Source organism: Serratia sp. HNCC26DJ206 (genome assembly GCF_057180605.1).
This window is the reverse complement of sequence record NZ_JBXUGP010000016.1, coordinates 97,340-122,296: the sequence shown is the minus strand read 5'-3', so window position 1 is coordinate 122,296 and position 24,957 is coordinate 97,340. Positions and strand designations below refer to the sequence as shown.

General features: G+C 52.1%; 22 protein-coding genes. 8 read left to right on the top strand and 14 right to left on the bottom strand.

The genetic code is table 11. The features are described from left to right. Window positions 1-3: 3 nt before the first annotated feature. From rseP to rpsB, 8 genes are all read right to left on the bottom strand, one after another. The gene (rseP, locus tag AC2A1E_RS12625) at window positions 4-1,359 is read right to left on the bottom strand and encodes a sigma E protease regulator RseP (protein WP_484384027.1); all 1,356 of its coding nucleotides are present in this window, start codon (window positions 1,357-1,359) and stop codon (window positions 4-6) included. Between the two features lie 31 nt (window positions 1,360-1,390). Then, window positions 1,391-2,239 (bottom strand): phosphatidate cytidylyltransferase, encoded by an 849-nt coding sequence (cdsA, locus tag AC2A1E_RS12620; RefSeq protein WP_484384026.1) that lies wholly within the window; start codon window positions 2,237-2,239, stop codon window positions 1,391-1,393. Window positions 2,240-2,248: 9 nt separating this feature from the next. Then, window positions 2,249-3,007, bottom strand: a complete 759-nt coding sequence (ispU, locus tag AC2A1E_RS12615; protein ID WP_459401553.1) for a (2E,6E)-farnesyl-diphosphate-specific ditrans,polycis-undecaprenyl-diphosphate synthase — start codon at window positions 3,005-3,007, stop codon at window positions 2,249-2,251. 282 nt (window positions 3,008-3,289) lie between these two features. Then, window positions 3,290-4,486, bottom strand: a complete 1,197-nt coding sequence (gene ispC / locus AC2A1E_RS12610) for a 1-deoxy-D-xylulose-5-phosphate reductoisomerase (RefSeq protein ID WP_484384025.1) — start codon at window positions 4,484-4,486, stop codon at window positions 3,290-3,292. Between the two features lie 157 nt (window positions 4,487-4,643). Further along, a complete protein-coding gene (gene frr, locus AC2A1E_RS12605) occupies window positions 4,644-5,201 on the bottom strand; it encodes a ribosome recycling factor (protein ID WP_459401551.1) in 558 nt (185 codons plus the stop codon). Window positions 5,202-5,385: 184 nt separating this feature from the next. After that, entirely contained in the window at window positions 5,386-6,111 is a 726-nt protein-coding gene (gene pyrH, locus AC2A1E_RS12600; protein ID WP_037403751.1) for a UMP kinase, read from the bottom strand. Window positions 6,112-6,259: 148 nt separating this feature from the next. Continuing rightward, a complete protein-coding gene (gene tsf / locus AC2A1E_RS12595; RefSeq protein WP_459401550.1) occupies window positions 6,260-7,111 on the bottom strand; it encodes a translation elongation factor Ts in 852 nt (283 codons plus the stop codon). Between the two features lie 117 nt (window positions 7,112-7,228). Then, entirely contained in the window at window positions 7,229-7,954 is a 726-nt protein-coding gene (gene rpsB, locus AC2A1E_RS12590) for a 30S ribosomal protein S2 (protein ID WP_459401549.1), read from the bottom strand. A gap of 352 nt (window positions 7,955-8,306) precedes the next feature. Between rpsB and map the strand changes: the two genes are divergently transcribed. The 5 genes from map (at window position 8,307) to AC2A1E_RS12565 (ending at window position 14,365) form a co-directional block, all read left to right on the top strand. Continuing rightward, complete coding sequence (gene map / locus AC2A1E_RS12585; RefSeq protein WP_484384024.1) at window positions 8,307-9,104, top strand: type I methionyl aminopeptidase; 798 nt, start codon at window positions 8,307-8,309, stop codon at window positions 9,102-9,104. 58 nt (window positions 9,105-9,162) lie between these two features. Further along, window positions 9,163-11,841: a bifunctional uridylyltransferase/uridylyl-removing protein GlnD gene (gene glnD, locus AC2A1E_RS12580; protein ID WP_484384023.1), complete on the top strand. Its 2,679-nt coding sequence runs from the start codon at window positions 9,163-9,165 to the stop codon at window positions 11,839-11,841. A gap of 167 nt (window positions 11,842-12,008) precedes the next feature. After that, window positions 12,009-12,833: a 2,3,4,5-tetrahydropyridine-2,6-dicarboxylate N-succinyltransferase gene (gene dapD, locus AC2A1E_RS12575; protein ID WP_473188331.1), complete on the top strand. Its 825-nt coding sequence runs from the start codon at window positions 12,009-12,011 to the stop codon at window positions 12,831-12,833. A 187-nt stretch (window positions 12,834-13,020) separates the two neighbouring features. Continuing rightward, window positions 13,021-13,410, top strand: coding sequence for a DUF3461 family protein (locus AC2A1E_RS12570; RefSeq protein WP_459401545.1), 390 nt, complete (start codon window positions 13,021-13,023; stop codon window positions 13,408-13,410). 220 nt (window positions 13,411-13,630) lie between these two features. Beyond that, complete coding sequence (locus AC2A1E_RS12565; RefSeq protein WP_484384022.1) at window positions 13,631-14,365, top strand: glucosamine-6-phosphate deaminase; 735 nt, start codon at window positions 13,631-13,633, stop codon at window positions 14,363-14,365. 32 nt (window positions 14,366-14,397) lie between these two features. Here the strand turns inward: AC2A1E_RS12565 and AC2A1E_RS12560 are convergent, their stop codons facing one another. From AC2A1E_RS12560 to AC2A1E_RS12550, 3 genes are read right to left on the bottom strand one after another with little or no spacing between them, the layout of a single operon-like run. Further along, complete coding sequence (locus AC2A1E_RS12560; protein ID WP_484384021.1) at window positions 14,398-14,847, bottom strand: flavodoxin; 450 nt, start codon at window positions 14,845-14,847, stop codon at window positions 14,398-14,400. 47 nt (window positions 14,848-14,894) lie between these two features. After that, entirely contained in the window at window positions 14,895-15,662 is a 768-nt protein-coding gene (truC, locus tag AC2A1E_RS12555; protein WP_484384020.1) for a tRNA pseudouridine(65) synthase TruC, read from the bottom strand. 17 nt (window positions 15,663-15,679) lie between these two features. Then, on the bottom strand, window positions 15,680-16,093 hold the full coding sequence (locus AC2A1E_RS12550) for an Exc2 family lipoprotein (protein ID WP_484384019.1): 414 nt from the start codon (window positions 16,091-16,093) through the stop codon (window positions 15,680-15,682). A gap of 376 nt (window positions 16,094-16,469) precedes the next feature. Here AC2A1E_RS12550 and AC2A1E_RS12545 point away from each other — a divergent pair, with 376 nt between their 5' ends. Together AC2A1E_RS12545 and dapF are read left to right on the top strand one after the other, a co-directional pair. After that, the gene (locus AC2A1E_RS12545; protein ID WP_484384018.1) at window positions 16,470-17,216 is read left to right on the top strand and encodes a lipoprotein YafT; all 747 of its coding nucleotides are present in this window, start codon (window positions 16,470-16,472) and stop codon (window positions 17,214-17,216) included. Between the two features lie 131 nt (window positions 17,217-17,347). After that, window positions 17,348-18,190 (top strand): diaminopimelate epimerase, encoded by an 843-nt coding sequence (gene dapF / locus AC2A1E_RS12540; RefSeq protein WP_484384017.1) that lies wholly within the window; start codon window positions 17,348-17,350, stop codon window positions 18,188-18,190. A gap of 122 nt (window positions 18,191-18,312) precedes the next feature. Here dapF and AC2A1E_RS12535 read toward each other — a convergent pair whose 3' ends face one another. Together AC2A1E_RS12535 and AC2A1E_RS12530 are read right to left on the bottom strand one after the other, a co-directional pair. After that, the gene (locus tag AC2A1E_RS12535; protein WP_484384016.1) at window positions 18,313-19,929 is read right to left on the bottom strand and encodes a SulP family inorganic anion transporter; all 1,617 of its coding nucleotides are present in this window, start codon (window positions 19,927-19,929) and stop codon (window positions 18,313-18,315) included. 161 nt (window positions 19,930-20,090) lie between these two features. Then, window positions 20,091-20,576 (bottom strand): hypothetical protein, encoded by a 486-nt coding sequence (locus AC2A1E_RS12530; RefSeq protein WP_484384015.1) that lies wholly within the window; start codon window positions 20,574-20,576, stop codon window positions 20,091-20,093. Between the two features lie 626 nt (window positions 20,577-21,202). On the opposite strand from AC2A1E_RS12530, the gene AC2A1E_RS12525 reads away from it, so the two are divergent. Beyond that, complete coding sequence (locus AC2A1E_RS12525; RefSeq protein WP_484384014.1) at window positions 21,203-22,489, top strand: alpha/beta fold hydrolase; 1,287 nt, start codon at window positions 21,203-21,205, stop codon at window positions 22,487-22,489. Window positions 22,490-22,540: 51 nt separating this feature from the next. Here the strand turns inward: AC2A1E_RS12525 and pbpC are convergent, their stop codons facing one another. Beyond that, window positions 22,541-24,907 carry a penicillin-binding protein 1C gene (pbpC, locus tag AC2A1E_RS12520; RefSeq protein WP_484384037.1) on the bottom strand — a complete coding sequence of 789 codons (2,367 nt, stop codon included), beginning with the start codon at window positions 24,905-24,907 and terminating at the stop codon, window positions 22,541-22,543. Between the last annotated feature and the right edge of the window lie 50 nt (window positions 24,908-24,957).

The following is a 24,957-nucleotide window of genomic DNA, read 5'->3' as shown; positions in this document are numbered from 1 at the left end:
CCCCTAAAGGCGAGAAAAATCATTGAAAAGTGCAAGACCCATTAGCAGTATCAACACGATCGAACCAATGCGATAACTGTAGTCCTGTACTCGCTCAGAAACCGGCCCCCCCTTCAGCTTTTCTATCGCCAGGAAGAGGAGATGCCCACCATCTAATACCGGTAATGGGAATAGGTTGATGATCCCTAGGTTGACACTAATCAACGCCAGAAACATCATATAATACACAAACCCAACCCCTGCTGACGCCCCTGCTCCCTGTGCTATGGAAATCGGGCCACTCAGATTGCTCAGCTTTACATCACCGGTGATTAATTTACCCAGCATATTGACCGTCAGCCGCATTAGCTGCCAGGTTTTGTCCCCAGCCTGATATAACGCAGGGAACGGCCCATACTGGCGAATCGTCTTATATTCGTCAGGCAGCGGTAGCACTTTCGGTATTATGCCTGCAAAACCTACCGTTTTATCTTTTCCCACCGGCTTTGTATCCGGTATCAGCGTTAAAGACAAGGGGGTGCCGTTTCTTTCGATCCCTAAAACCAACGGTTTACCCGGGCCATCATGGATCCGTTTAACCAAGGTTGACCAACGCCCAAGCAACTGACCATCGACTTTAACGATCCTGTCCCCTGTTTGTAAACCTGCCTTTTGCGCTGCGGACCCCTGTTGCACTTCTGCAAGCACAGATTCTATCTGCGGACCACGCGGGATCATGCCTAGGGAACGGACAGGATCTTCTTTGTCCGGCTCAAAACTCCAATGACGCAGATCCAGAGTTTTGCTCACCACCTGTGAAGAACCGAACGGGGCAACCCCTACCTCGGTTTGCACATCACCAATTTTACTCACCAGTGCCAGCCGAACGGATTCCCAATCAGGCGTTTCGATACCGTCAACGGACTTAAGTTCCATACCTGGGGAAATTTCTGCAATGGCAGCAATGGATTGTGGAGCAATTTCACCAATAACCGGGCGGAAACTCGGCACGCCGATGATGAAGACGATCCAGTAAGCAAGGATAGCAAACAGGAAGTTGGCGATGGGGCCAGCGCTGACAATCGCCGCGCGCTGCCAGACTGTTTTATTATTGAATGCCTGATGGCGCTGCTCCGGTGCAACCGTTTCTACGCGCTCATCAAGCATTTTGACATAGCCGCCAAGAGGAATCATGGCGATAACATATTCGGTGCCCAGGCGGTCGGTACGGCGCCACAGCGCCCGACCAAAACCAATGGAGAAGCGTTCTACACGGACACCACAGCGACGGGCCACCCAAAAGTGCCCGAACTCATGTACGGTGATCAATACACCCAGAGCAATAACAAACGCTACCAAGTTCCAGAGCACGCTGACCATATAAACCTTTCACTCCCCCGCCGATGACGGATTAAAACACTAACAGCATCAAGCAGGCAAATACAGGCACTGCTGCGGTCAAACTATCAATACGATCCAGTATCCCGCCGTGCCCTGGTATCAAATGACCACTGTCTTTGATACCCGCTTCACGTTTGAACATACTTTCAGTGAGATCGCCTAGCACCGAAGCCAGCGCAGCAATCACTGAACACACCAGTAAAGTGACCGGAACAATATTCAACGGCGCATAGCGGCCAAACAGCCACGAAATCACCGCCGAAGTCACCAACCCACCGATCAGCCCTTCCCAGGTTTTCCCCGGAGAGACCTTCGGTGCCAGTTTATGCTTACCGAATAATTTGCCGAACATATAGGCACCGGAATCGGCCCCCCACACCAGCAACATAACGTACAGCAGCCACCAGGCACCGGTAAAATGATTCTGCTCATAGCCGAACTGGCGCAAGGCCACCATCCCCCAGAAGAACGGGACAATGGTCAACAAGCCGAACACCAGACGCAACGGGCGCGAATGACGCCACAGAGCAGCGGAGCCAGGATAGAAAAGCACCAGTAGCAACGCGACCAGCCACCAGACCAGCGACAGCCACAGCGGCACCACGACCTGTAACTGATCGGCGGTGTGGTGAGAGGCGGGCACACTGAGCATCATCAGTGCCAGCAGGAAGCCGCATAATATCGCCAACCATAGGCGTTGAGCACGCGTGGCGAAACCGGCAAGCTGTCCCCATTCCCAGGCTGCTAACATGCACACAGCGAGTGTGACCAAGGCGAAGCCCAGCGGCGGCAGCAGAAACAGCGCTGCGATAACCAGCGGAATTAAAATTAGAGCAGTGATGAGGCGATACTTCAGCAAAAGTTCCCCCTAAGGCGCATTGGTGCCGATAGGTGTTGTTCCCCCGAAGCGACGCTCACGTTGTGCAAATGCATTCAGCGCACCTTCAAAGACAAGTTCATCAAAATCAGGCCAGAGTACATCAGTAAAGTAAAGCTCGGCGTAAGCAATTTGCCACAACAAGAAGTTACTTATGCGATGTTCGCCACCGGTACGGATCACTAAATCCACTGGTGACAGATCGCTCATGCAGACACGTTCACTCAGCAGTTCCTCGCTGATCTGTTCCGGGTGCAATACACCTTGCTGAACTTGCTCGGCCAGATCCCTCACTCCCTGAATGATATCCCAACGGCCACCATAGTTGGCGGCGATGTTCAACGTCAGGCCATCGTTGTTTTCTGTCAGTTGCTCAGAGCGACGAATACGCTCCTGCAAACGAGCGCTGAAACGGCTGATATCGCCGATCACACGCAGCCTGACGTTATGTTTATGCAAACTTTTTACTTCACTGTCCAGTGCGCGCACGAACAGTTCCATCAGGGCAGACACTTCCTGTGCCGGGCGATTCCAGTTCTCACTGCTGAAGGCGTAAAGCGTGAGCGCATCCAAATGATTACTGGCAGCAAAACTGACCGCGCGGCGTACTGACTTCACTCCTGCTTTATGACCGAAGACACGTAACTTACCCTGACGTTTAGCCCATCGTCCGTTGCCATCCATAATAATAGCGACATGACGCGGCCCTTGAGCAGACAGATTAGCTTCTTGTTGGTTTGCGGACGACATAACTCGTACTTATTCCCTCGGTAGAAACACAACAGCCTTACCGGAACGTTCAACCCTAGCGCGCAAAAAAAGCCGTGTGCCTGACACAGCTTTTTAGTCTGCTCACCTTGCGCCCCCAGAAAACGCCTGGGAAATATCGGTTCATGACGCACCAATCCGGCCATTATTCAACGGTATATCCGATGATTATGGCGCAGACTATACCACCTCCGCGAAGCGCGAACAAACGGCCCCACGGCTGCAAACGCAATTTGCAAACAAAATCAGACAATACGCTACAGATTAAACACGCAATGCACGGGCCACGCTGCGAGCTATTTCACGCGCCTGACGATCGATGTCCAAAACCCCCTCAACACAGGAGGGTTCCTGCAACGCCAAGCGTTCGACCACTTTTTGATTCACCGTAGCAATGTCGGTAAATCGAATCTCTTCCTGCAAGAATGCCGCCACGGCGACTTCGTTGGCCGCATTGAGCGCCGTCGTTGCCGCTTGGCCAGCATCGAAGGCGGCAATCGCCAGATACAGGCATGGATAACGCTCACGTTCCGGTTCAGAGAAGGTCAGCGCGCCTATACGGCAAAAATCGAGCGCAGCCACCCCAGAATGAATCCGCTGCGGGTAGGCCATCGCATGAGCGATCGGGGTGCGCATATCTGGCGTACCTAATTGAGCGAGCACGCTACCATCAGCATAGCGCACCATGGAATGGATCACCGACTGCGGATGCAAGATGACTTCCATTTGCTCGGCTGAGGCATTAAACAACCAGCGGGCTTCGATGTATTCCAGGCCTTTGTTCATCATAGTGGCGGAATCCACCGAGATCTTGCGGCCCATCGACCAATTAGGGTGCGCACAGGCCTGATCAGGCGTCATGGCGGCAAACTGCGCCAGTGGCGTGGTACGGAATGGCCCGCCAGAACCGGTCAGAACAATACGCGAAACGCCGTGTTCCTGCAGAGAAGAGTATCCCAGCTGGCGCTGAATGCTCTCAGGCAAACTCTGGAAAATAGCGTTATGCTCGCTGTCCAGCGGCAGCAACTGTGCCTGGCTCTTTTGCACCGCCTCCATAAACAGCCTGCCACAGGTCACTAACGACTCTTTGTTCGCCAACAGCACCTGCTTACCGGCGCGAACAGCGGCTAAGGTTGGCAACAATCCTGCGGCCCCGACAATGGCAGCAGCCACCTGATCAACGTCGTCCAGTGCGGCCAGTTCGCAAGCAGACTGCTCACCCGCCAGCACCTCGGTTTTTATCGCATTTTCCGCCAGGATGATCCGTAATTCGCGCGCGGCGCTTTCATCGGCCATAGACACATAAGCAGGGCGAAACTCCATGCACTGCTGCGCCATCACCGCCACATTACGGCCAGCTACCAGTGCTTTGATCGCGAAAAGGTCGGGATTCTCCCTGACCACGGCCAGGGTGCTGGTGCCCACAGAGCCAGTGGAGCCCAGAATAGTCAGTTGCTTCATGAGTTTGCTCTGAATCACTGTCTGATGAGATCGGAAGTGTTCCAGTGTGTAACCTGAACCACCGCTTGTCCATGATCTTTCAGTACGATAAAACGGGATCTTCGCCACAAAAAATAAAGCGCCGACCAAGCGACGCTTTATTTCTGCGCGATGCTGATTAGAACTCCATCAGCTCTTTTTCTTTGTCTGCCAGCGCCGCATCAAGCAGCTTGATGTAGGCATCGGTCATCTTTTGAATATCGTCCTGTGAACGACGATCTTCGTCTTCGCTGATTTCTTTGTCTTTCAGCAGTGCTTTCACTTTATCGTTGGCATCACGGCGCACGTTACGCACGGCAACGCGCCCCTGCTCAGCTTCACCACGCACCACTTTGATCAGATCTTTACGGCGTTCTTCAGTCAGCGGCGGAAGCGGAACACGGATCACGCTACCGGCTGAGCTTGGATTCAGGCCGAGATCGGATGACATAATGGCTTTTTCTACTGCCGAACCCAAAGAGCGATCAAACAGGTTGATTGCCAGAGTGCGGGAGTCTTCTACGGTCACGTTGGCCAACTGACGCAGCGGCGTTGCCGAACCGTAGTATTCCACCATGATGCCGTCCAGAATGCTTGGAGAAGCACGGCCGGTACGGATCTTGCTGATTTGATTTTTGAATGCTTCGACGCTTTTTTCCATGCGTGAATCAGCATCTTTTCTGATTTCATTAATCACGTTGCGAACCCTTGGAAGCTGGTTACTTGGCAGGCAATACAACACGTAGAGCCCGTGAATGTTAATCAAGGGGGAGCGCACAACGCCCGGCGTTAACCGCTCCCGCAATCCCCTTCATACTTGAAGCCGCGGCGCTGTTGGCGGCAACCCCTTGTACTTCGGGTATAAACTTGGCTGGGCACCTTTATTTGGTGATCAGCGTGCCTTCGCTCTCACCCATCACCACACGGCGCAGTGCGCCCGGCTTATTCATGTTGAACACGCGGATAGGCAAGCCATGGTCGCGCGCCAGCGTAAACGCCGCCAGATCCATCACTTTTAACTCGCGCTCCAGCACATCCTGATAGGTTAACTGTTCGTACAGCGTTGCATCTGGGTTTTTCACCGGGTCAGCGGAGTATACACCATCCACTTTAGTCGCTTTCAATACCACATCGGCTTCAATTTCGATCCCACGCAGACAAGCGGCAGAATCGGTGGTGAAAAACGGGTTACCGGTACCGGCAGAGAAAATCACCACACGGTTATTGCGCAGCAGGCTGATCGCCTCTGCCCAACTGTAGTTATCACACACGCCGTTCAGCGGAATTGCCGACATCAGGCGAGCGTTCACATAGGCGCGGTGCAGTGCATCACGCATAGCCAGGCCGTTCATCACGGTCGCCAGCATTCCCATGTGATCGCCCACGACGCGGTTCATGCCGGCTTGTGCCAGGCCCGCACCGCGGAAAAGGTTACCACCGCCAATAACTACACCGACCTGAATTCCTAGTTCGACCAGCTCTTTGACTTCCTGAGCCATGCGATCCAGAACGCTCGCGTCGATACCAAAACCTTCTGCACCTTGCAGGGCTTCACCACTCAGTTTGAGCAGGATACGCTGATAAACGGGTTTTGCATTGGTTGCCATGGTGTTCTGTCCTAAGAAGCAGTAATAGTATTGGGGGTTTGGACCGATACGCTGCGCCTGTGCTGAGTATAGCTGCACAGCGCCCGCCATCGGATTATCTCTGGCTGGATAAAATGGAACCGCCTGACGGCGGCTCCATTAACAGGCATTAAGACTGTTTGCTCATTGCTGCAACTTCAGCAGCAAAGTCAGTTTCAACTTTCTCGATGCCTTCACCCACTTCGAAGCGGATGAAATTGGTTACGTCAGCGTTGTGCTCTTTCAGCAGTTGACCAACGGTTTTGGCAGGATCCATCACGAAAGGTTGACCGGTCAGAGAGACTTCGCCGGTGAATTTCTTCATGCGGCCTTCAACCATTTTCTCTGCGATTTCTTTCGGCTTGCCAGACTGCATGGCGATGTCCAACTGAACCTGGTACTCTTTTTCTACCACTTCAGCAGACACATCTTCAGGCTTCACGAACTCAGGCTTGCTTGCCGCAACGTGCATTGCCAGCTGTTTAACCAGCTCTTCGTCAGCACCTTTTGCCGCCACCAGTACACCGATGCGTGCGCCGTGCAGATAGCTACCCAGCACTTCGCCTTCCAGAGCAGCTACGCGGCGAATATTGATGTTCTCACCAATTTTTGCCACCAGCGCTACGCGCTCTTCTTCAAACTGCGCTTTCAGCACGTCAACGTCGGTGATTTTGCCTGCAACAGCCGCATCCAGCACTTTATTAGCAAACGCCTGGAAACCAGCATCTTTAGCTACAAAGTCAGTCTGGCAGTTAACTTCCAGAATCATGCCGTAGTTGCCTTCGATCTTGGTTTTGATCACGCCGTCAGCAGCTACGTTGCCTGCTTTTTTCGCCGCTTTGATCGCACCAGACTTACGCATATTTTCGATAGCCAGTTCGATGTCGCCGTTAGATTCAACCAGCGCTTTCTTACATTCCATCATGCCTGCAGCAGTACGCTCACGCAGTTCTTTTACCAAAGCAGCGGTAATATCAGCCATTTCTTTTTCCTCGGTTATCTCACGTGGAGACAGTTCTCATTCAGATAAGCAAAGGGGGCCTTTAAAGGCCCCCCTAACCAACATATTCAATACCTGGTTAATAAGGGCTTGACCTTATTATTCAGCTTCTACGAAGCTTTCTTCCGCCTGAACGGCCAGATCTTGAGAACGACCTTCACGGACGGCGGCAGCAACGGCAGTCAGGTACAATTTGATTGCACGGATTGCGTCGTCGTTACCAGGGATAATGAAGTCAACGCCGTCTGGATCGGAGTTGGTATCAACGATAGAGAATACCGGGATACCCAGGTTGTTGGCTTCTTTGATCGCGATGTGTTCGTGATCGGCATCGATAACAAACAGAGCGTCTGGCAGACCCCCCATGTCCTTGATACCACCCAGAGAGTTTTCCAGCTTATCCAATTCACGAGTACGCATCAGCGCCTCTTTCTTGGTCAGCTTGTCAAAGGTGCCATCTTGAGACTGGATTTCCAGATCTTTCAAACGTTTGATTGACTGACGAACGGTTTTCCAGTTAGTCAGCATGCCGCCCAACCAGCGATGGTTCACGAAGAACTGGTCGCAGGTGTTGGCATATTCTTTTACCGCTTCGCTTGCTGCGCGCTTGGTACCAACGAACAGGATCTTACCTTTACGGGAAGAGATCTTGGTCAGCTCAGCCAAGGCTGCGTTGGCCATTGGTACGGTTTTTTCCAGGTTGATGATGTGAACCTTGTTACGTGCGCCGAAGATGAAAGGCTTCATTTTCGGGTTCCAGTAACGGGTCTGGTGACCAAAGTGTACACCGGCCTGGAGCATGTCGCGCATGGAAACAGTTGCCATGATTAAACCTCTATAGAGTGATTGGGGTTATGCCTCCACGTATCCCATAACGCCGACCCGGACAATGACCTCAGTCATCTCAAGGCACCCCGGCGAATGTGTCGATACGTGTGTGTTATTTACACAATGTGAGTGCAGTTAAAGTATCTCGGTCATTTCCGCACCACTTACAAAGATTGAAGTGCGGATCTGCCGGCGCGCTTTATACCATAAACCCGCCCCTGACACCAACATTTGTTGCATTTGCACCGCCGTTTCGAAATCAAATTTGGCAGCCTCTGGCCGGGCTGATACCATAAGTCCAAGCCTTTCCTTAATACTGTCTACGATAAGACACCTGCGGACTAATTTCATGGCAATCTCAATTAAAACACCTGATGACATCCAAAAAATGCGCGTTGCAGGCCGCTTGGCCGCTGAAGTGCTGGAGATCATCGAGCCGCACGTCAAACCTGGCGTGACCACCGGCGAACTGGATCGAATCTGTCATAGCTATATCACCAACGAACAGCAGGCCATTTCTGCCTGCCTGGGTTATCACGGCTTTCCGAAATCCGTCTGTATTTCGGTAAATGAAGTGGTGTGCCACGGTATCCCGAGTGATGAAAAAGTGCTGAAAGACGGCGATATCGTCAACATCGACGTGACCGTGATCAAAGACGGTTTCCACGGCGATACTTCCAAGATGTTTATTGTCGGCACCCCCACTATTCTGGGCGAGCGCCTGTGCCGTATTACGCAGGAAAGTCTGTATCTGGCGCTGAAAATGGTCAAGCCGGGTATCCGCCTGCGTACCCTGGGTAAGGCGATCCAGCAGTATGTAGAAGCCGAAAAATTCTCCGTGGTGCGCGAATATTGCGGCCATGGCATTGGTGAGGTGTTCCACGAAGAACCCCAGGTACTGCATTACGATGCTGATGATGGCGGCGTCGTGCTGCAAGCCGGTATGGCCTTCACCATCGAACCTATGGTGAATGCAGGTGATTACCGCATCCGCACCATGAAGGACGGTTGGACGGTAAAAACTAAAGATCGCAGCTTGTCGGCACAGTATGAGCATACTATTGTGGTCACTGATAACGGCTGCGAAATAATGACGTTGCGCAAGGATGACACCATCCCCAACATCATTACGCACGAACAACAGTAAGCACTGCTGTTTCTGGTCACAAGCCGGCTGATGCCGGCTTTTTTATGGGCTGCGAATCATGTCTGAAAATTATCGTGAGCAAGACACACCGGTCAATCTGCAACAGGCCGTGCCAAAGCAGCCTGAGTCCCCCAACGCCTATGGCGATGAAGAGCTCAACTGCGTGGCGCTCAAACAGCGCCTTGAGCTTTTCCAACAGTGGCTGGCGGCGGCCTTCAATGCCGGTTCCAGCGCCGAAAGCCTGGTGGCTGCCCGCAGTAAATTCATTGACCGGCTGCTGCGCCGCTTGTGGGTGTTCTACGGTTTTGAAGCTATCCCGGAAACCGCGCTGGTTGCCGTAGGCGGTTATGGCCGTGGCGAGTTGCACCCGCTTTCCGACATCGACGTGCTGGTGCTCAGCCAACACCGCCTGAACGATGAACAGGCAGCCCGCGTAGGTGAGTTGATTACCCTGCTGTGGGATCTGAAGCTGGAAGTCGGCCACAGCGTGCGGACGTTAGAAGAATGCCTGCTGGAAGGGCTGGCCGATCTGACCGTTGCCACTAACCTGATCGAATCACGCATGATCTGCGGCGATGTCGCCCTGTTCCTGCAAATGCAGAAACACATTTTCAGCGATGGTTTCTGGCCATCGCCCGAATTCTTCCACGCCAAAGAGCTCGAACAACAGGAGCGCCACCAGCGTTACCACGGCACCAGTTACAACCTGGAGCCGGATATCAAAAGCAGCCCCGGCGGCCTGCGCGATATCCATACCTTGCTGTGGGTGGCACGACGCCACTTTGGTGCTACCTCGCTGGACGAAATGGTTGATTTTGGTTTCCTGACCCAGGCCGAGCGCAACGAACTGAAAGAGTGCCAGAGCTTTCTGTGGCGCATCCGTTTTGCCCTGCATCTGGTGCTGCCGCGCTACGACAACCGCCTGCTGTTTGATCGCCAGCTCAGCGTGGCCCAGTTGCTGCGTTACGAAGGCGAAGGCAATGAGCCGGTAGAGCGCATGATGAAAGATTTCTACCGTATGACGCGTCGCGCCAGCGAACTGAATCACATGCTGCTGCAATTGTTTGACGAGGCGATTCTGGCGCTGGATGCCACGGAAAAACCGCGCCCGCTGAATGACGATTTCCAACTGCGTGGCGATCTGATCGATCTGCGCGACGAAACGCTGTTTATTCGCCAGCCAGAAGCCATCATGCGCATGTTCTACCTGATGGTGCGTAATCGCGAAATCAAAGGGATTTACTCCACCACGGTGCGCCAGTTGCGCCATGCGCGCCGTCACCTGAAGCAGCCCCTGTGCAATATTCCCGAAGCCCGCGATCTGTTTATGGCCATTCTGCGCCATCCCGGTGCGGTTTCGCGCGCATTGGTGCCCATGCATCGTCACAGCGTGCTCTGGGCCTATATGCCGCAGTGGGGCAACATCGTCGGCCAGATGCAGTTTGATCTGTTCCATGCCTATACCGTTGACGAGCACACCGTCCGTGTCCTGCAAAAATTGGAAAGCTTCGCCGATGAAGAAACGCGCCCACGCCATCCGCTATGCGTAGAGCTATATCCCCGCTTGCCGCATCCTGAACTGCTGTTACTGGCGGCGCTCTTCCACGATATTGCCAAAGGGCGCGGTGGCGATCACTCCATTCTTGGCGCGCAGGACGCACTGGAGTTTGCTGAGCTGCACGGCCTGAACTCCCGTGAAACGCAGTTGGTTGCCTGGCTGGTACGCTGCCACCTGCTGATGTCCGTCACCGCTCAACGGCGCGATATCCAGGATCCTAACGTGATCCAGCAATTCAGCAGTGAAGTGCAGAGCGAAACCCGCCTGCGTTATCTGGTGTGCCTGACGGTGGCGGATATCTGCGCCACTAACGAAAACTTGTGGAACAGTTGGAAACAGAGCCTGTTGCGCGAACTGTATTTCGCTACCGAAAAGCAACTGCGCCGCGGCATGCAGAACAGCCCGGATCTGCGTGAACGCGTGCGCCATCACCGCCTGCAAGCGCTGGCGTTGCTGCGCATGGATAATATCGACGAAGAGGCACTGCACCACATCTGGAGCCGTTGCCGCGCCGATTACTTCCTGCGCCATTCACCAAATCAGCTGGCGTGGCATGCCCGCCATCTGTTGGTGCATGACTCGACCAAACCGCTGGTGCTGGTCAGCCGTCAACCTACGCGCGGGGGCACCGAGATCTTTATCTGGAGCCCGGATCGCCCTTACCTGTTTGCCGCCGTGGTCGGTGAACTGGATCGGCGTAACCTCAGCGTGCACGACGCCCAGATCTTCACCAACCGTGACGGGATCGCCATGGACACCTTTATTGTGCTGGAGCCGGACGGCAGCCCGCTGGCACAGGATCGCCACGCTGCGATCCGCCATGCGCTGGAGCAAGCGATCACCCAGCGGGAATATCAGCCACCGCGCGCGCGCCGCCCCTCCTCCAAACTGCGCCATTTCAGCGTACCGACCGAGGTTAATTTCCTGCCGACCCATAACGATCGTCGCAGCTATCTGGAACTGATTGCTCTCGATCAGCCCGGCCTGCTGGCGCGGGTCGGTGAAGTGTTTGCCGCGCTTGGGCTGTCGCTGCATGGCGCACGTATTTCCACCATCGGCGAGCGGGTCGAGGACTTATTTATTTTGGCCGACAGCGATCGGCGTGCTCTGAATCCAGAAACGCGCAGAAAGTTGGAACAACGGTTGACAGAGGCACTCAATCCAAACGATAAAATGTGATATACCCGGCATACTTCAAGTTGCAGGTGTGTTGGCTACGCGTGCTCACCCTAGTCACCTACCTAAGTAGGCTCCTAGGGATTCGCTCGCTTGCCGCCTTCCTGCAACTCGAATTATTTAGGGTATACAAGTAACCTTTCGTAACTAAAACCAGGACAGAGAACAGAATGCAGCAATTACAGAACGTTATTGAAAGCGCCTTCGAACGCCGTGCGGATATCACCCCGGCTAACGCAGACACCGTAACGCGTGAAGCGGTAAACCAAGTGATCGCCTTGCTGGACAGCGGCGCTCTGCGCGTTGCCGAGAAGATTGACGGTCAGTGGGTAACGCATCAGTGGCTGAAAAAAGCCGTGCTGCTTTCTTTCCGCATCAACGACAACAAAGTTATGGACGGTGCCGAAACCCGTTACTACGACAAAGTGCCGATGAAGTTCGCCGATTACGACGAAGCGCGTTTCCAGAAAGAAGGCTTCCGTGTGGTGCCACCGGCAACCGTCCGTCAGGGCGCATTTATCGCTCGCAACACCGTGCTGATGCCGTCTTATGTCAACATCGGTGCCTACGTCGATGAAGGCACCATGGTTGATACCTGGGCCACCGTGGGCTCCTGCGCGCAAATTGGTAAAAACGTTCACCTGTCTGGCGGTGTCGGCATTGGTGGCGTGCTGGAACCACTGCAAGCCAACCCAACCATCATCGAAGACAACTGCTTCATCGGCGCACGTTCCGAAGTGGTGGAAGGGGTGATCGTAGAAGAAGGTTCGGTGATCTCAATGGGCGTTTATCTCGGCCAAAGCACCCGCATCTATGACCGTGAAACCGGCGAAGTGCACTATGGCCGCGTACCTGCTGGCTCAGTGGTGGTTTCTGGCAACCTGCCTTCCAAAGACGGTTTATACAGCCTGTACTGCGCGGTGATCGTGAAGAAAGTCGACGCTAAAACGCGCGGCAAAGTCGGGATTAATGAGTTGTTACGCACCATCGACTAATATTGAAGAGCGGGTGAATATCACCCGCTCTTTTTTTGCCTTCAATACGCGAACCGTCACAGTCTCTGGCGGCAGTTTTCACCATAATTCTCACAGTGAAACATCCCTGATGAATGTCAATTTTCAGCTAACATCACTGAGAATTGAAATGAAACCGGTGTAAAATCCATTAAAAGGTGACGCGATTATGTATGACAACCTGAAAAGCTTAGGAATCAATCAACCGGAAGATGTCGATCGCTATAGCCTGCGTCAGGAGGCCAATAACGACATTCTCAAGATTTATTTCCGCAAGGACAAAGGCGAGTTCTTTGCCAAAAGCGTTAAGTTCAAATATCCGCGTCAACGCAAGACCGTAGTAGCCGACAATGCGGGTCAAGGTTACAAAGAAATCCACGAAATTAACCCCAATCTGCGCTACGTGATCGACGAGTTGGATCAGCTTTGCCAACGCGATCAGATCGAAGTGGATCTGAAACGTAAAATTCTTGACGACCTGCGCCATCTGGAAAACGTGGTTTCCCACAAGATTGCCGAGATTGAATCCGATCTGGACAAACTGACTCGCGGTAAATAGCCCCAGCAACAAGGCATTAAACCCGCCTGTTACTGAGTTCACATTTTGACCGTTCCCGGTATGCTAGGGTTAACCTGTCATCAAGATAGGATTGTTACTGCTTAGCAGGCAAAACCTAACTCTTTAACGTTTCCCGCGTATTGGCCTGGGGAGCAGTTAAGGGGTTAGGTTTTTTTTTGCCCTGCATGACCCGGTAATCTATATCATCCAAGGAAAACAGATGAGAATTGAATTATTCCCCAACCAAGAGTTACTCACCACGCAGGCGGTCACTGACATTTTACAGGCCATGCGAGAACGCTCACGCTTTAACTTTGCCCCAACCGGTGGATCAACACCCTTGGCGTTGTATCAAGCATTAACCCCACATCTGTGTAATAACCCGCAATATCGCCATGTGCATTATTACACGCAGGATGAAGTGCCGTTTCATCCGTTTGAGAACGATCAGGGTGCCATTTATCGCCACTTACAACGCCATCTGTTCGAACCTGCCGGAGTACCTGATGAACGGATCCATGCACTGAACGGTAGCAATTATTCTCAAGCGGACCGGCAGATAGAAGCGGATGGAGGTATAGATTTACTGATTCTGGGGCTAGGCAGCGATGGACATATCGCCGCTAATCTGCCGGGTTCGTCGTTTGACAGCGAAGCACGCCGGATTGCTGTTGATCGCAATAACCCCGAACTGACAGCCTTATTGGCAAACGAAGTAGGAGGTAAAGAGTTCGTTCCTGACGCTTATTTCTCTCTAGGGCTCAAAACTATCATGCAAGCCAAAAATATCCTGCTGTTGGTAACCAGTGAGAAAAAAGCGCCAATACTGAAAAAGACGCTGGAAGGCCCGCTGACGGAAGCCATCCCTGCTTCCATACTGCGCTTGCACCCGGCGTGCACATTGTTTGCCGATCTCGACGCAGCACAGTTGCTTACCAACAGCCACGAGCGTTGAGCATCGCAAGAAACACTGCGGCCAGGGGTTTATTATTTCAGCAATAAACCCCACTGCTCGACCCAAGGGCAGGACACCACTTCTGGCTCGGGTTGTTCCTGCGCATCGATTTCCAAGACGGTTCCCACCCGTGTTGCCCCTTGCTCCTGCAGCAGCGCATCAAAAGCACGCCCGGCACCGCAGAAGTTGTCGTAGCTGCTGTCACCGAGCGCAATCAGCCCATAATGCAGTTCCGGCTGATAACCGACCTGATCGCGCAAGGCATGAAACAGCGGCGCAATGCTATCCGGCAGATCGCCCTGCCCGGTGGTCGACGTCACCACTAACACATAGTGCTGGCGATAAAACTGCCAGGCCTCCAGTTCCCCTTCTTCAAACAGTTTGACCTCATGGCCCTGCTCTTTAAGGATATTTTCCGCTTCTTCCGCCACCAGCAATGAATTACCGTAGATCGTCCCTACGAAAATACCAACCTGAGCCATCGCTCCTGCTCCTTTGATGATTTCTTTGGATATGTCTTAAAAAATGCTCAGTTATCCTGACCGTTAGCCGTGGGAAACTCAACCCCAGCAAGCTCAGGGATAACGTCGAGCCAGCCAAATTGAGACATCACCCCCTGCCAAGTCGCATCCCAAGGGGCGGAAATATGCAGCTTTTCACCGGTAATGGGGTGATTAAGTTGCAGATGGCTGGCGTGGAGCATCAGGCGCGGGCAGGCAAAATGCTGTGCCATACCGCGATTCTGGCGCAGATCGCCATGTGCGGTATCTCCAATGATCGGATGGCGGATATGCACCATATGACGGCGCAACTGATGCTTACGGCCGGTTTCCGGCTTCAGTTCAACCAGGCTGTAGCGCGAGGTGGCATAACGGCCAATCGCCACCGGCATTTCCACCGTGGCTAAAGACCGGTAATGGCTCACCGCCGATTTTGGGCCTTTATCTGGGTCGGCATGCTTATCCGCCAGTTTGTCCAGCTCTTCCGTCAGCGCATAATCGATAGTGCCTTCTTCAAGCACATAACCCCGCACCACCGCATGATAAGTTTTCTGCACTTCATGCCGTTCAAACTGCTGCGACAGCATGCGCGCAACGTCGCTGGACAACGCCATCAGTAATACGCCGGAAGTGGGGCGATCGAGGCGATGCACGGTAAATACATGCTGGCCAATCTGATCGCGCACGGTTTGCATCACAAACTTGGTTTCATGACGATCCAACCAACTACGATGCACCAACCAGCCCGCAGGTTTGTTGACTGCAATCAGGTGTTCGTCCTGATACAAAACTTTCATATAAAGATATTCCTAATTCAAGACCGGCCTTCGTACCCATCCCAGTAGGTAGCAACAGCGGCATCCACCAGTATCTGGCGCTGTTTTTGCGGGTTATCTGCTGAATATTTTTGGTTGATAAATATACTTTTCTGTTCCGATTCTTGAAGGAATTCGGGGCTGCGGAAATACGCCTCACGCTGCTGAGCCTGCTGGCGCGTTAGCCCTTTTGCCCGATCGGCTTTCCCTGTCTCATAGAACTGCTTAAAAAACGGTGTGGCGTGCTTTATCGAGCCTGAAATATCCATTCGGCTATTGGGATCAAAATGCACCTGATCCAATTGATAAACAGCACGCTTGGCGTGGCGCTCTGAGCTACTTTGCTGGCCCGAGCAGGCCGTCAGAAATAGGATTGTCAACAAAACAATGGTACGAGGCATAGTAAGGGTCATTATACTTCCTTGAAATAGTAAATCGCTTTTTAACTCATTGAAAAATGGTAATTCGTGGTAAACACTTTATCTTATAAAGAGAGTAACCACTAAACAATAACGGTGTCGTCGGCCTAACCTTTTTAAAGGTTACCCTGTATGGGGCCGGGCCAATATGCTCCGGCACATAGCTCCCCCTCAAAGTTAGGCCACAATGACTGCATATGACTGCTTCGTGTAAAGCCAACCGAACGAGCTCTACCTTTCTACCCACTGCGAATAAATAGACTGTTAACTATCGGGATTTTATTAGATTATTAAATGTGCAATGGGGTAAGTTCTGCGTTCTGGTAATCTTTAATATCAGCTAGCTATCCATAATTTAGGGAATGAATATATGAAAAATAGCTCTATGGGTAAATGGTGTGGGTTATTGTTTGTCGTCTTAGGCATCCTGATGGTATCAGGCTGTGAAACACGTTCCATTTCCAATGCCGGTAATGGGCAAAATCAGTTTTATAACGGTGAATTAAGGGATCAGGACGTACTGGGCGCGATGCCTGAGCAGGGTATTACTGATAACGATATCAAAATGGCCCTCAACAATGCCCGCTCCATTTTCAGACTACCTAAGAATTCGTCTATTTTGCTGATCCAGTCAGGTGCTATGACGCCCGATCCTGCCATGCAGAATGCCCTCAAGCAGTTTTATTCCGTAGCCGTGTTTTCCGGGATCCCCCCAAACTCATGTCGTTATGGCGAAAGCCAGAGTAAAGACTCTACCGTTGATTATCCTAAACTTCTGCGTCTGACAGCCGCTAACGGTGGTAAGGATAAGATTCTGGTTTACTGGGGACAGTTAGAAAGCGGCAGCGAAAATGAAGCCACTAAAGTCATTTCGTGGGTGCCTTTTGTTGGCAGTGTATTACCTGACGAAACTCAGCATATGCGAATCGTGTTGCGTGTTGCTCTAATTGACGTTCTGACTGGTCGCTGGACGAGCTTTACGCCGCAAACTTTCGAGAATTCCGCCGTCAGCAGCCGCCATAACCGGGACTCTAAAGATATGAAGCAGATCATGGAGCTGAAAGCGTTAGCTTATGAAGCCGCCGCTAAAGAGATCTTTGAGCGGTTTAGTGATTGATAAGTAAGCATCCGGCGATCTCACTTCGCTATGCAAGGTGAGATCGATATGAAGAGTCCGTTAACAAACGTTGTTACGAACATGATGCTTTACCAGTATGAATAAAACCGCCACCACTTAATGAGATGCCAATGAACGAACTTATTTTTCACCGCTATCATGGGTTAGGTAACGATTATCTGGTCTGTCAGCGCAAAGTGGCGGAACGCCTGACCAATCAGCAAATACGGCGTATTTGTGATCGTCATTACGGGCTCGGTTCCGATGGATTACTTATCGATATCGACGACCTTGATGTCCCAACTTTACGCATAATCAACCCGGATGGATCTGAAGCTGAGAAGAGTGGTAACGGCCTGCGTATCTATGCTCGTTATTTATTTGATACAGGTCGAGTTTCCCATTCGCCATTCTATGTGAATACCGTGGGTGGACAAGTACGCTGTGAAGTCACGGAAGATTTGCATCAAATCATTGTCGACATGGGGCAAGCCAATTTCACACCGTCTGTACTACCTGCTTTGGTCGAAGGTGAAACTGCGCTGGCATTACCACTTCCTATTGATGGCCATACACTGAGGGCGACATTGGTATCGATGGGTAATCCACACTGCGTTGTTCAGGTGAAAGAATTGGATCTTGCCTTGGTGAAAGAACTGGGAAGAAAAATAGAAACATTATCCATCTTCCCCAAACGCACCAATGTCCAGTTTGTGGAAGTGCAGGATCGCGGCAATATTCACATTGGCATATGGGAGCGTGGTGCAGGCTATACATTGGCGTCAGGTAGCAGCAGTTGTGCCGCCGCCAGTGCGATGCGTAAGCTCGGGCTGGTTGATGACAAGGTTACCGTGCATATGCCCGGTGGGCGGTTGACTATTAGCTTCAGCGGTGATTTCCAAGTCAGAATGTGCGGCCCAGTGCAGAAAATAGCCACATCAGTACTCGATGAAGATTGTTTTTTTGATATGTAACCTGCCATCGGGTAACAATGAAAAACGAGCGTGGCTTAGAGTTTATCGTTAATGCCCATCAACATTGATGGGCATTAACGCGAGGAGAAATAGAACACTCAAATTAACCGCTGACTCACTGGCTATAATGGCACCAAATCCTCAAAACGTTCGACGATCTTGTCTGGTGATACCAGATTTGGGATCAGTCCAATCTTTTCTAACATACTTCGCGGCTGTGCCTGCAATGCGCAGAACATTATCTCAATGCCATTTTGGCGCAGGTTAGTCATCGCGTCCTCGAACGCATATAATCCGCTCTGGTCAATATAAGGCACATTCTCCATACGGAAAATCACGGTTTTCACCTCAGGCAATTCCCGAATGATGCGGTTAAAGCCAAAGATAAAACCAAAGAAAATCGGCCCGTCAAAATGTTGTATATAGACTTGTTCTTCGTGCCCGTGCAGCCATTCTTGCTCATCGGGCAGAACCACTCGTTGATCTTTTGATAGCAAATGCCCTTGGGATTTTTGTTCTGTCAGATCGCCCATCTGTTTCATAAACCACAGTGCGGCCATGACCATCCCAATCCCCACCGCCTGTAAAAGATCGACAAATACGGTGAGTAACGTCACGCTCAGCATAATCACCACATCAGCACGGGGAATTGACCGCAAGTCCCTCAGACTACGGTAGTCAATAATACCGATCCCTACCGTGATCAGAATACCAGCCAACACTGGCACCGGGATCAAGCCAGCATATTTACCGGCCCCCAGCAGAATAAATAACAGAATCAGGCCATGCGTTATTCCTGATAGCCGAGAGTTGCCGCCGGAACGAATATTAACTACCGTTCTTATGGTGGCCCCTGCGCCAGGAAGCCCGCCGAATAACCCCGCCACCGCATTGCCAATCCCCTGCCCAATCAATTCGCGATTAGAGCTGTGCTGGGTACGCGTCATATTATCGGCTACGACAGAGGTAAGCAGGGAGTCGATCGCTCCCAAACTGGCCAGGGTCAATGCGGTAAAAATGATAATGGCAGGGTCATGCCACTCGATCTGAGTAAAAGCATTCAAATGCAGTTCCGGTAACCCCTGTGGTATATCGCCGATGGTGGGGACCTGCAATTTTAACACTATCGACAATATGGTAAAAAACACCAGGGCAACCAGCGTGGCTGGGATGACTTTGGTGATTTTTGGGAACAGATAAATGGTCGCGATGGTTCCCAAGGCCAAAAATAGCGCCTGCAGATTGATACTACCGATGGCCGAACCAACGGCGAGCAGGGTGCTCAACGGCGAACCGGGCGAAGCCAGGCCCATGAGTGGAAAAAGTTGCGTAATGATAATAATCAGACCGATACCGCTCATAAATCCAGAGATAACGGGGTAAGGCATGTAACGAATGTACTGCCCTACTTTGAGCATCCCCATGAGGATCTGTAACAGTCCCGCAAGAACAAATGTCACCACTATGGAGGGTAGCGCAGCTTCCAAGGAGCCAAAGTAGGCAATCTCTGCCGCAATAATGGCGCTGGACACCACGGTCATCGGCCCGGTTGGGCCACTGATCTGCGTACGTGTGCCACCGAACAGTGCTGCCAGAATACCAAGAACAATAGCCCCATAGAGCCCGGCTACAGCCCCCATACCTGATTGTACCCCAAAGGCCAGAGCCAATGGCAAAGCCACGATCGCCGCTGTCAGCCCACCGAAAAGATCGCCGGAAAAACCTTTGCTGATATTCATGACGCACTCTCTCTGCTGGTTCCGTGAAATTAATTTGCGGGCTAATGGAAGTTGTAATGATGTTTTTTATACTTGTAATACTTCAGATTACAGGTGCTTTGGCCCCTTGGTTATTAGCCTCCTCCAGGGCCGCGGCAATTCGTACATATAATCAAGCTGTATTATTTGGCCGGAGGAGTAAAAGGCAACGCTGATTTATGTGCACATAGGCGCAACTGACCATCTGCACAGCGACGGAAAACAAACGTCTTATCGACCATCACTTGCTCGTTATTCTCGCTAATCAGATAGACGTTGCCCATAGTGATCGCAATATCACCATGAATCTGAATACCATTCTCAGCGGCATTGTTGTCGTACCAGACTTTTTGCCACACTTTTAAGGCAAAGCCCGCATCATCAGGAAAATCAGGGTTCCCACCGACGAAGTAAGAAATAGCTCCCTCACGACTACAGCGGAATGTCTTGGCCCCATGTGCCAAAGTGGGCTTGAAGAACACAACGCCATCTTTGTAATCGTATAGTGTATCTACAACAGCCGCAGCGACAGCTTGGTAATCCCCACCCTGACGATACGTCGCCCCGATTCTCACCAAACCATCGCACCAGTCCTGCTGGGCCTGATTGACTTGCGCTTCTGTAATCATGGCTTACTCCATATAGTTATTACGGGGGTGCGTTCGCCTTTCACGATCATGATTTACGACGAAAACAATAAGGTCAGGCATAAAACCTGACCCTGTTTTAAGATATAGTTCCCTATTAAAGGGGTGTCCAATTTTACTTTGCCTTACATGAACGTAGGCCATTTTCGGTGAGATTAAAGAGTTCGCACTGGCGAGGGATGGCGCATCATTAATGACCACACTTAAGCAATCACCGTTGTGCTAACGACCCAGTATCGAACGCAGCAAAACCAGCTTGATCGCTCAGCATGAACGCGGGCATTAAAAGCTATCATCAATATTGTGATGGCGATCATTTTACATTGCGTTAACGTACTAGCACAGATCCGTCTTCGCGAGTTATGTTCATCATGTTCGGGGTCGTTTGATAAAGCCTCACCTCTGCTTGTAGGTCAAACCAAGCACGATGTAAACCAAACGAAACTAACCTTTCAGTCAGGAAAATCAGTCGGTTCTGAAAAGAGCACCTTATTGACCCAATGAGATGGTCTTGGCCAATTCCTTGGTGCTAGAACAGCTTCGTAAAATGCCGTTGGCAGTATAAAGCCACTGAAAAGTGAGGAAAGAACAAAAGGGAAGAAAACAACATGACTGTTAAACGAGAGTATTTGCTACCCGCAATTTGGGTGCGTGAACATATTATCCAGGTACCATTGAAATGGTTCGACGATCAGGATACAAGCACCATTGAGGTTTTTGCCCGCGAATTGGTGGATCCTACACGTCGCGAAGAACAACTACCTTGCCTGCTGTTTCTCCAGGGTGGGCCCGGCGGGAAAAGCCCACGCCCCACCGCGCGCAGCAGTTGGATCGCAGAAGCCCTGAAAACCTACAGGGTGATCTTGCTCGATCAGCGCGGTACCGGGCGCAGCAGCCGGGTTGAAGGCAAAAGCCTGGCCGGGCTCAGCGACGTTCAGGCAGCCGATTATCTGTCCTGCTTCCGGGCAGACTCGATTGTAGCTGATGCCGAATATCTGCGTAAAACCTGCTTTGGCGATCGCCCCTGGAGTACGCTCGGGCAAAGTTACGGCGGCTTTATTACTTTGACTTACCTTTCCCAGGCACCGGAAGGCTTACACACCTGTTTTATGACCGGTGGCCTTGCGAGCTTGCAGCCAGACGCCGATCAGGTTTATGCACATACCTACCCGCAAGTGGTAGCGAAAAACCGGATTTTCTATCAGCGCTATCCGCAGCTTGAAGAACAGATAGGCTTGATCGCCGATCGGCTTGAGCAGCAGGAAGTCTTGCTGCCCGATGGCGATCGCCTGACCGTCAAACGCCTGCAAAGCCTGGGAATCGATCTGGGTATGAGCGAAGGTTATGAACGGCTGCTGTGGCTGTTCGACGAGGCCTTTAATCCTGATGGGCAGTTCAGCGATACTTTCCTGTCACAGGTTATGACCCTCACCAGCTATGCGGAAAACCCGCTGTTTGCCGTGCTGCATGAAAGTATCTACGCGCAGGATAAAGCCACCAATTGGGCCGCGCAGCGCCTGCGGCATAATTTTGATGCCTTTGCGGAAGATCGTCGGCCACTCTACCTGACCGGTGAGATGATCTATCCTTGGATGTTTACCGACATTGCGGCACTGCGCCCGTTCAACGACGCCGTCAAGTTATTGGCCGAACGCCGGGTCTGGTCACCGTTGTATAACAGCGAGCGCTTGCTCGAAAACCAAGTACCGGTATTCGCCGCGGTTTACTTCAGCGATATGTACGTCGATGTCCGGCTGTCGCTGGAGACCGCGCAGCAAGTGGGGAATCTGACCCCCTGGATCACCAATGAGTATGAGCACAACGGTCTGCGCGTCGGTAATGTGTTTGGCCACCTGCAATCTATGGCGCAGAAAGCCGGAGTGCTCTGCGTATAACGACAGTGACCGGCAGTGCTCAAGGAAGATATTCCTCTTGTACAACGCCGGTCAATTCACCAGTTCAATCATTATCATCCGGCTGTCCGCCCGGCCACGATCGTCCACCGCCCTGATGCGATACTGGCCGTTATTGACCGGACGCCAGTCGATTGCTGTTTTGCTGGCGCTGCTGCCAAGATAGATATCATCCACAAACCAGTACACCGTTTTACTGTCGGCATCGGTAACGGCATTGAAGGCTATTTTGTCCCGCCCTTGCTGCGACTGCCTTAAGGTATAGGTCGTATTTTTCAGCGGTGAAGTAATGCGCGGCGGATTGCCGCTGATGGCAATACCGTTATCTTTACAACGATTCACCGGAGGAGCGCGTTTCGGCAAGCCAGCCTGCGCAAACACGTTCGCCAGATCGGAAGGCCAAAACTCAAACACTTCGGTGCGGGTTTGCGTTTCATCATAGGGCGGGCAAGCCACCTCCCCACTCTGGATATCCAGCACTACCGGGCGATATACGGTATCCACCTTAATCGGCGATTTGCCAGGGATAAACCAGGTTTTGCCTTTTTGCTGGCACCATGGTGTCGGCAAATTACCACTGGCTAGGCAGATATCCACCCGCTTAAGCTGTTTTGGCAGCGGACGCTTCGGCTCCTGCAACGCCGGGTAGCTGGCATTCACACTGTCGATGATATTGAAAAACAGCGGTGCGGCAGCGTCAGCGCCGACAAACACGTTGTTGCCTTTGCTGTCAAAATTCCCTTCCCAAACCACCAGCACATAGGGGCCGAAAATACCCACGCTCCAGGCGTCACGGAATCCCCAGGAAGTGCCAGTTTTCCAATAGACCGGCAGCGAAGATGAACGCTGGGCCAGAGTATCGCCGGGCCGACGGTGCTGGCGCAGCATATCCAAAGTGATAAAGCTGGCTTCTTCACTGAGCAAACGTATCGGCTGAGGGGAAACATCATTTTTTTGCATGCGTAACGGGCGCAGTGCGCCGTGATTTGCCAACAGCGCATACAGTTTTGCCAGTTCCTGCGCCGTGACTTCGCCACCGCCTAGCACCAGCGAAAGCCCGTAGTGGTTCTCACTGGCCATATTAGCCACGCCGGACAAGCGTAAAAACTGATAGAACGTCGGCTGCCGTAGCTGTGAAGCAACATAAACGGCTGGAATATTACGGCTGAAATTGAGCGCATCCGTGGCAGTTACCGGCCCCAGAAAGCGCCGATCAAAATTCTCCGGCGCATAAGCCCCAAAAGATGAGGGCACGTCTTTCAAAATGGTCATCGGGTGCAATACGCCCTGCTCCATACCCAGCGCATAAATAAACGGCTTAAGCGTGGAACCCGGCGAGCGTTTAGCATTGGTGCCGTTCACCTGCCCCTGGATCTCGCGGTTGTAATAATCGGCAGAGCCCACCAGCGCGCGCACGCCCATATCCCGGCTATCCACCAGTAATACCGAGGCATTATGGATCCCCCGGCTCTGATTGCGAGTAATGAACGCGTTCACCTGCTTTTCAATCAGCCGCTGCAAGCTTGCATCCAACGTGGTATCGATGCGGGTATCACGCTGAACCAGTTGTTGCTTCTGTTGGCGCAGTTGCTCGATAAAATGCGGGGCAATATATGGCATCTGCTCCGGTTGGCGCAGTGCAAGCGGTAACTGAAACAAGGCTTGCTGGCTGCTGTCAGCGGCATAAACCCCTTGCCAGCGCAGGAACAGGCGATTGCGTGCCTGCGTCAGGGCATTACCCAGCACACCGGTTTTTGGATCGATACGGTAACTGGGGGATTGTGGCAAAACGGAGAGCGTCAGCGCTTCCGGCAATGTCAGATCTTGCGGTGCCTTGGCGAAGTAAATCAGGCTGGCGGCACCGATGCTTTCAATGTTGCGGCCATAAGGGGCGTAATTCAGATAGGCTTCCAGAATATCGTGTTTGGAATAGCTGAGTTCCAACTGTACGGCTCGCACTATCTGCATCAGTTTACCGCTTGGCGTGCGGGTATTCAGATGCCAATGCATCCTTGCCAGTTGCATGGTGATGGTCGATCCGCCCTGCATTTTGCCCCCGGCAACATAACTGCGCCAAAAACCACGCACCAGGCTGATCGGGTTAAAACCAGGGTTGTAATAGAACCAGCGATCTTCATGCAGCAAAATGCCGCGCACCACCAGCGGAGAAACCTGTTCCAATGGTGTCCACAAGCGATAACGATCGTCATTCGCCAGCGTAATGCGCATCAGCACACCCTGGCTATCGTAATAAACCGAAGAGAGAGGCACGCCCTGAGATAGCGGCGGATGCGGCCAGAGGCGCACACCGAGGAACACCAGTGACAGCAGAATGATCGCCATAAAAATATTCTGCAACCAGCGTTTAACCGCCGCAGAGAAAGCCGGGGGGATTTTCATCATTGACTCACTACATCCCCCCCGCCGTTGATCAACGACAGGGGGGTTGA

Coding starts and splice junctions, on each gene's coding strand:
- rseP (WP_484384027.1), bottom strand. CDS start 1,359: ATGGTCAGCGTGCTCTGGAACTTGGTAGCGTTTGTTATTGCTCTGGGT.
- ispU (WP_459401553.1), bottom strand. CDS start 3,007: ATGTCGTCCGCAAACCAACAAGAAGCTAATCTGTCTGCTCAAGGGCCG.
- ispC (WP_484384025.1), bottom strand. CDS start 4,486: ATGAAGCAACTGACTATTCTGGGCTCCACTGGCTCTGTGGGCACCAGC.
- pyrH (WP_037403751.1), bottom strand. CDS start 6,111: ATGGCAACCAATGCAAAACCCGTTTATCAGCGTATCCTGCTCAAACTG.
- tsf (WP_459401550.1), bottom strand. CDS start 7,111: ATGGCTGATATTACCGCTGCTTTGGTAAAAGAACTGCGTGAGCGTACT.
- rpsB (WP_459401549.1), bottom strand. CDS start 7,954: ATGGCAACTGTTTCCATGCGCGACATGCTCCAGGCCGGTGTACACTTT.
- map (WP_484384024.1), top strand. CDS start 8,307: ATGGCAATCTCAATTAAAACACCTGATGACATCCAAAAAATGCGCGTT.
- glnD (WP_484384023.1), top strand. CDS start 9,163: ATGTCTGAAAATTATCGTGAGCAAGACACACCGGTCAATCTGCAACAG.
- dapD (WP_473188331.1), top strand. CDS start 12,009: ATGCAGCAATTACAGAACGTTATTGAAAGCGCCTTCGAACGCCGTGCG.
- AC2A1E_RS12570 (WP_459401545.1), top strand. CDS start 13,021: ATGTATGACAACCTGAAAAGCTTAGGAATCAATCAACCGGAAGATGTC.
- AC2A1E_RS12565 (WP_484384022.1), top strand. CDS start 13,631: ATGAGAATTGAATTATTCCCCAACCAAGAGTTACTCACCACGCAGGCG.
- AC2A1E_RS12560 (WP_484384021.1), bottom strand. CDS start 14,847: ATGGCTCAGGTTGGTATTTTCGTAGGGACGATCTACGGTAATTCATTG.
- truC (WP_484384020.1), bottom strand. CDS start 15,662: ATGAAAGTTTTGTATCAGGACGAACACCTGATTGCAGTCAACAAACCT.
- AC2A1E_RS12550 (WP_484384019.1), bottom strand. CDS start 16,093: ATGACCCTTACTATGCCTCGTACCATTGTTTTGTTGACAATCCTATTT.
- AC2A1E_RS12545 (WP_484384018.1), top strand. CDS start 16,470: ATGAAAAATAGCTCTATGGGTAAATGGTGTGGGTTATTGTTTGTCGTC.
- dapF (WP_484384017.1), top strand. CDS start 17,348: ATGAACGAACTTATTTTTCACCGCTATCATGGGTTAGGTAACGATTAT.
- AC2A1E_RS12535 (WP_484384016.1), bottom strand. CDS start 19,929: ATGAATATCAGCAAAGGTTTTTCCGGCGATCTTTTCGGTGGGCTGACA.
- AC2A1E_RS12530 (WP_484384015.1), bottom strand. CDS start 20,576: ATGATTACAGAAGCGCAAGTCAATCAGGCCCAGCAGGACTGGTGCGAT.
- AC2A1E_RS12525 (WP_484384014.1), top strand. CDS start 21,203: ATGACTGTTAAACGAGAGTATTTGCTACCCGCAATTTGGGTGCGTGAA.
- pbpC (WP_484384037.1), bottom strand. CDS start 24,907: ATGAAAATCCCCCCGGCTTTCTCTGCGGCGGTTAAACGCTGGTTGCAG.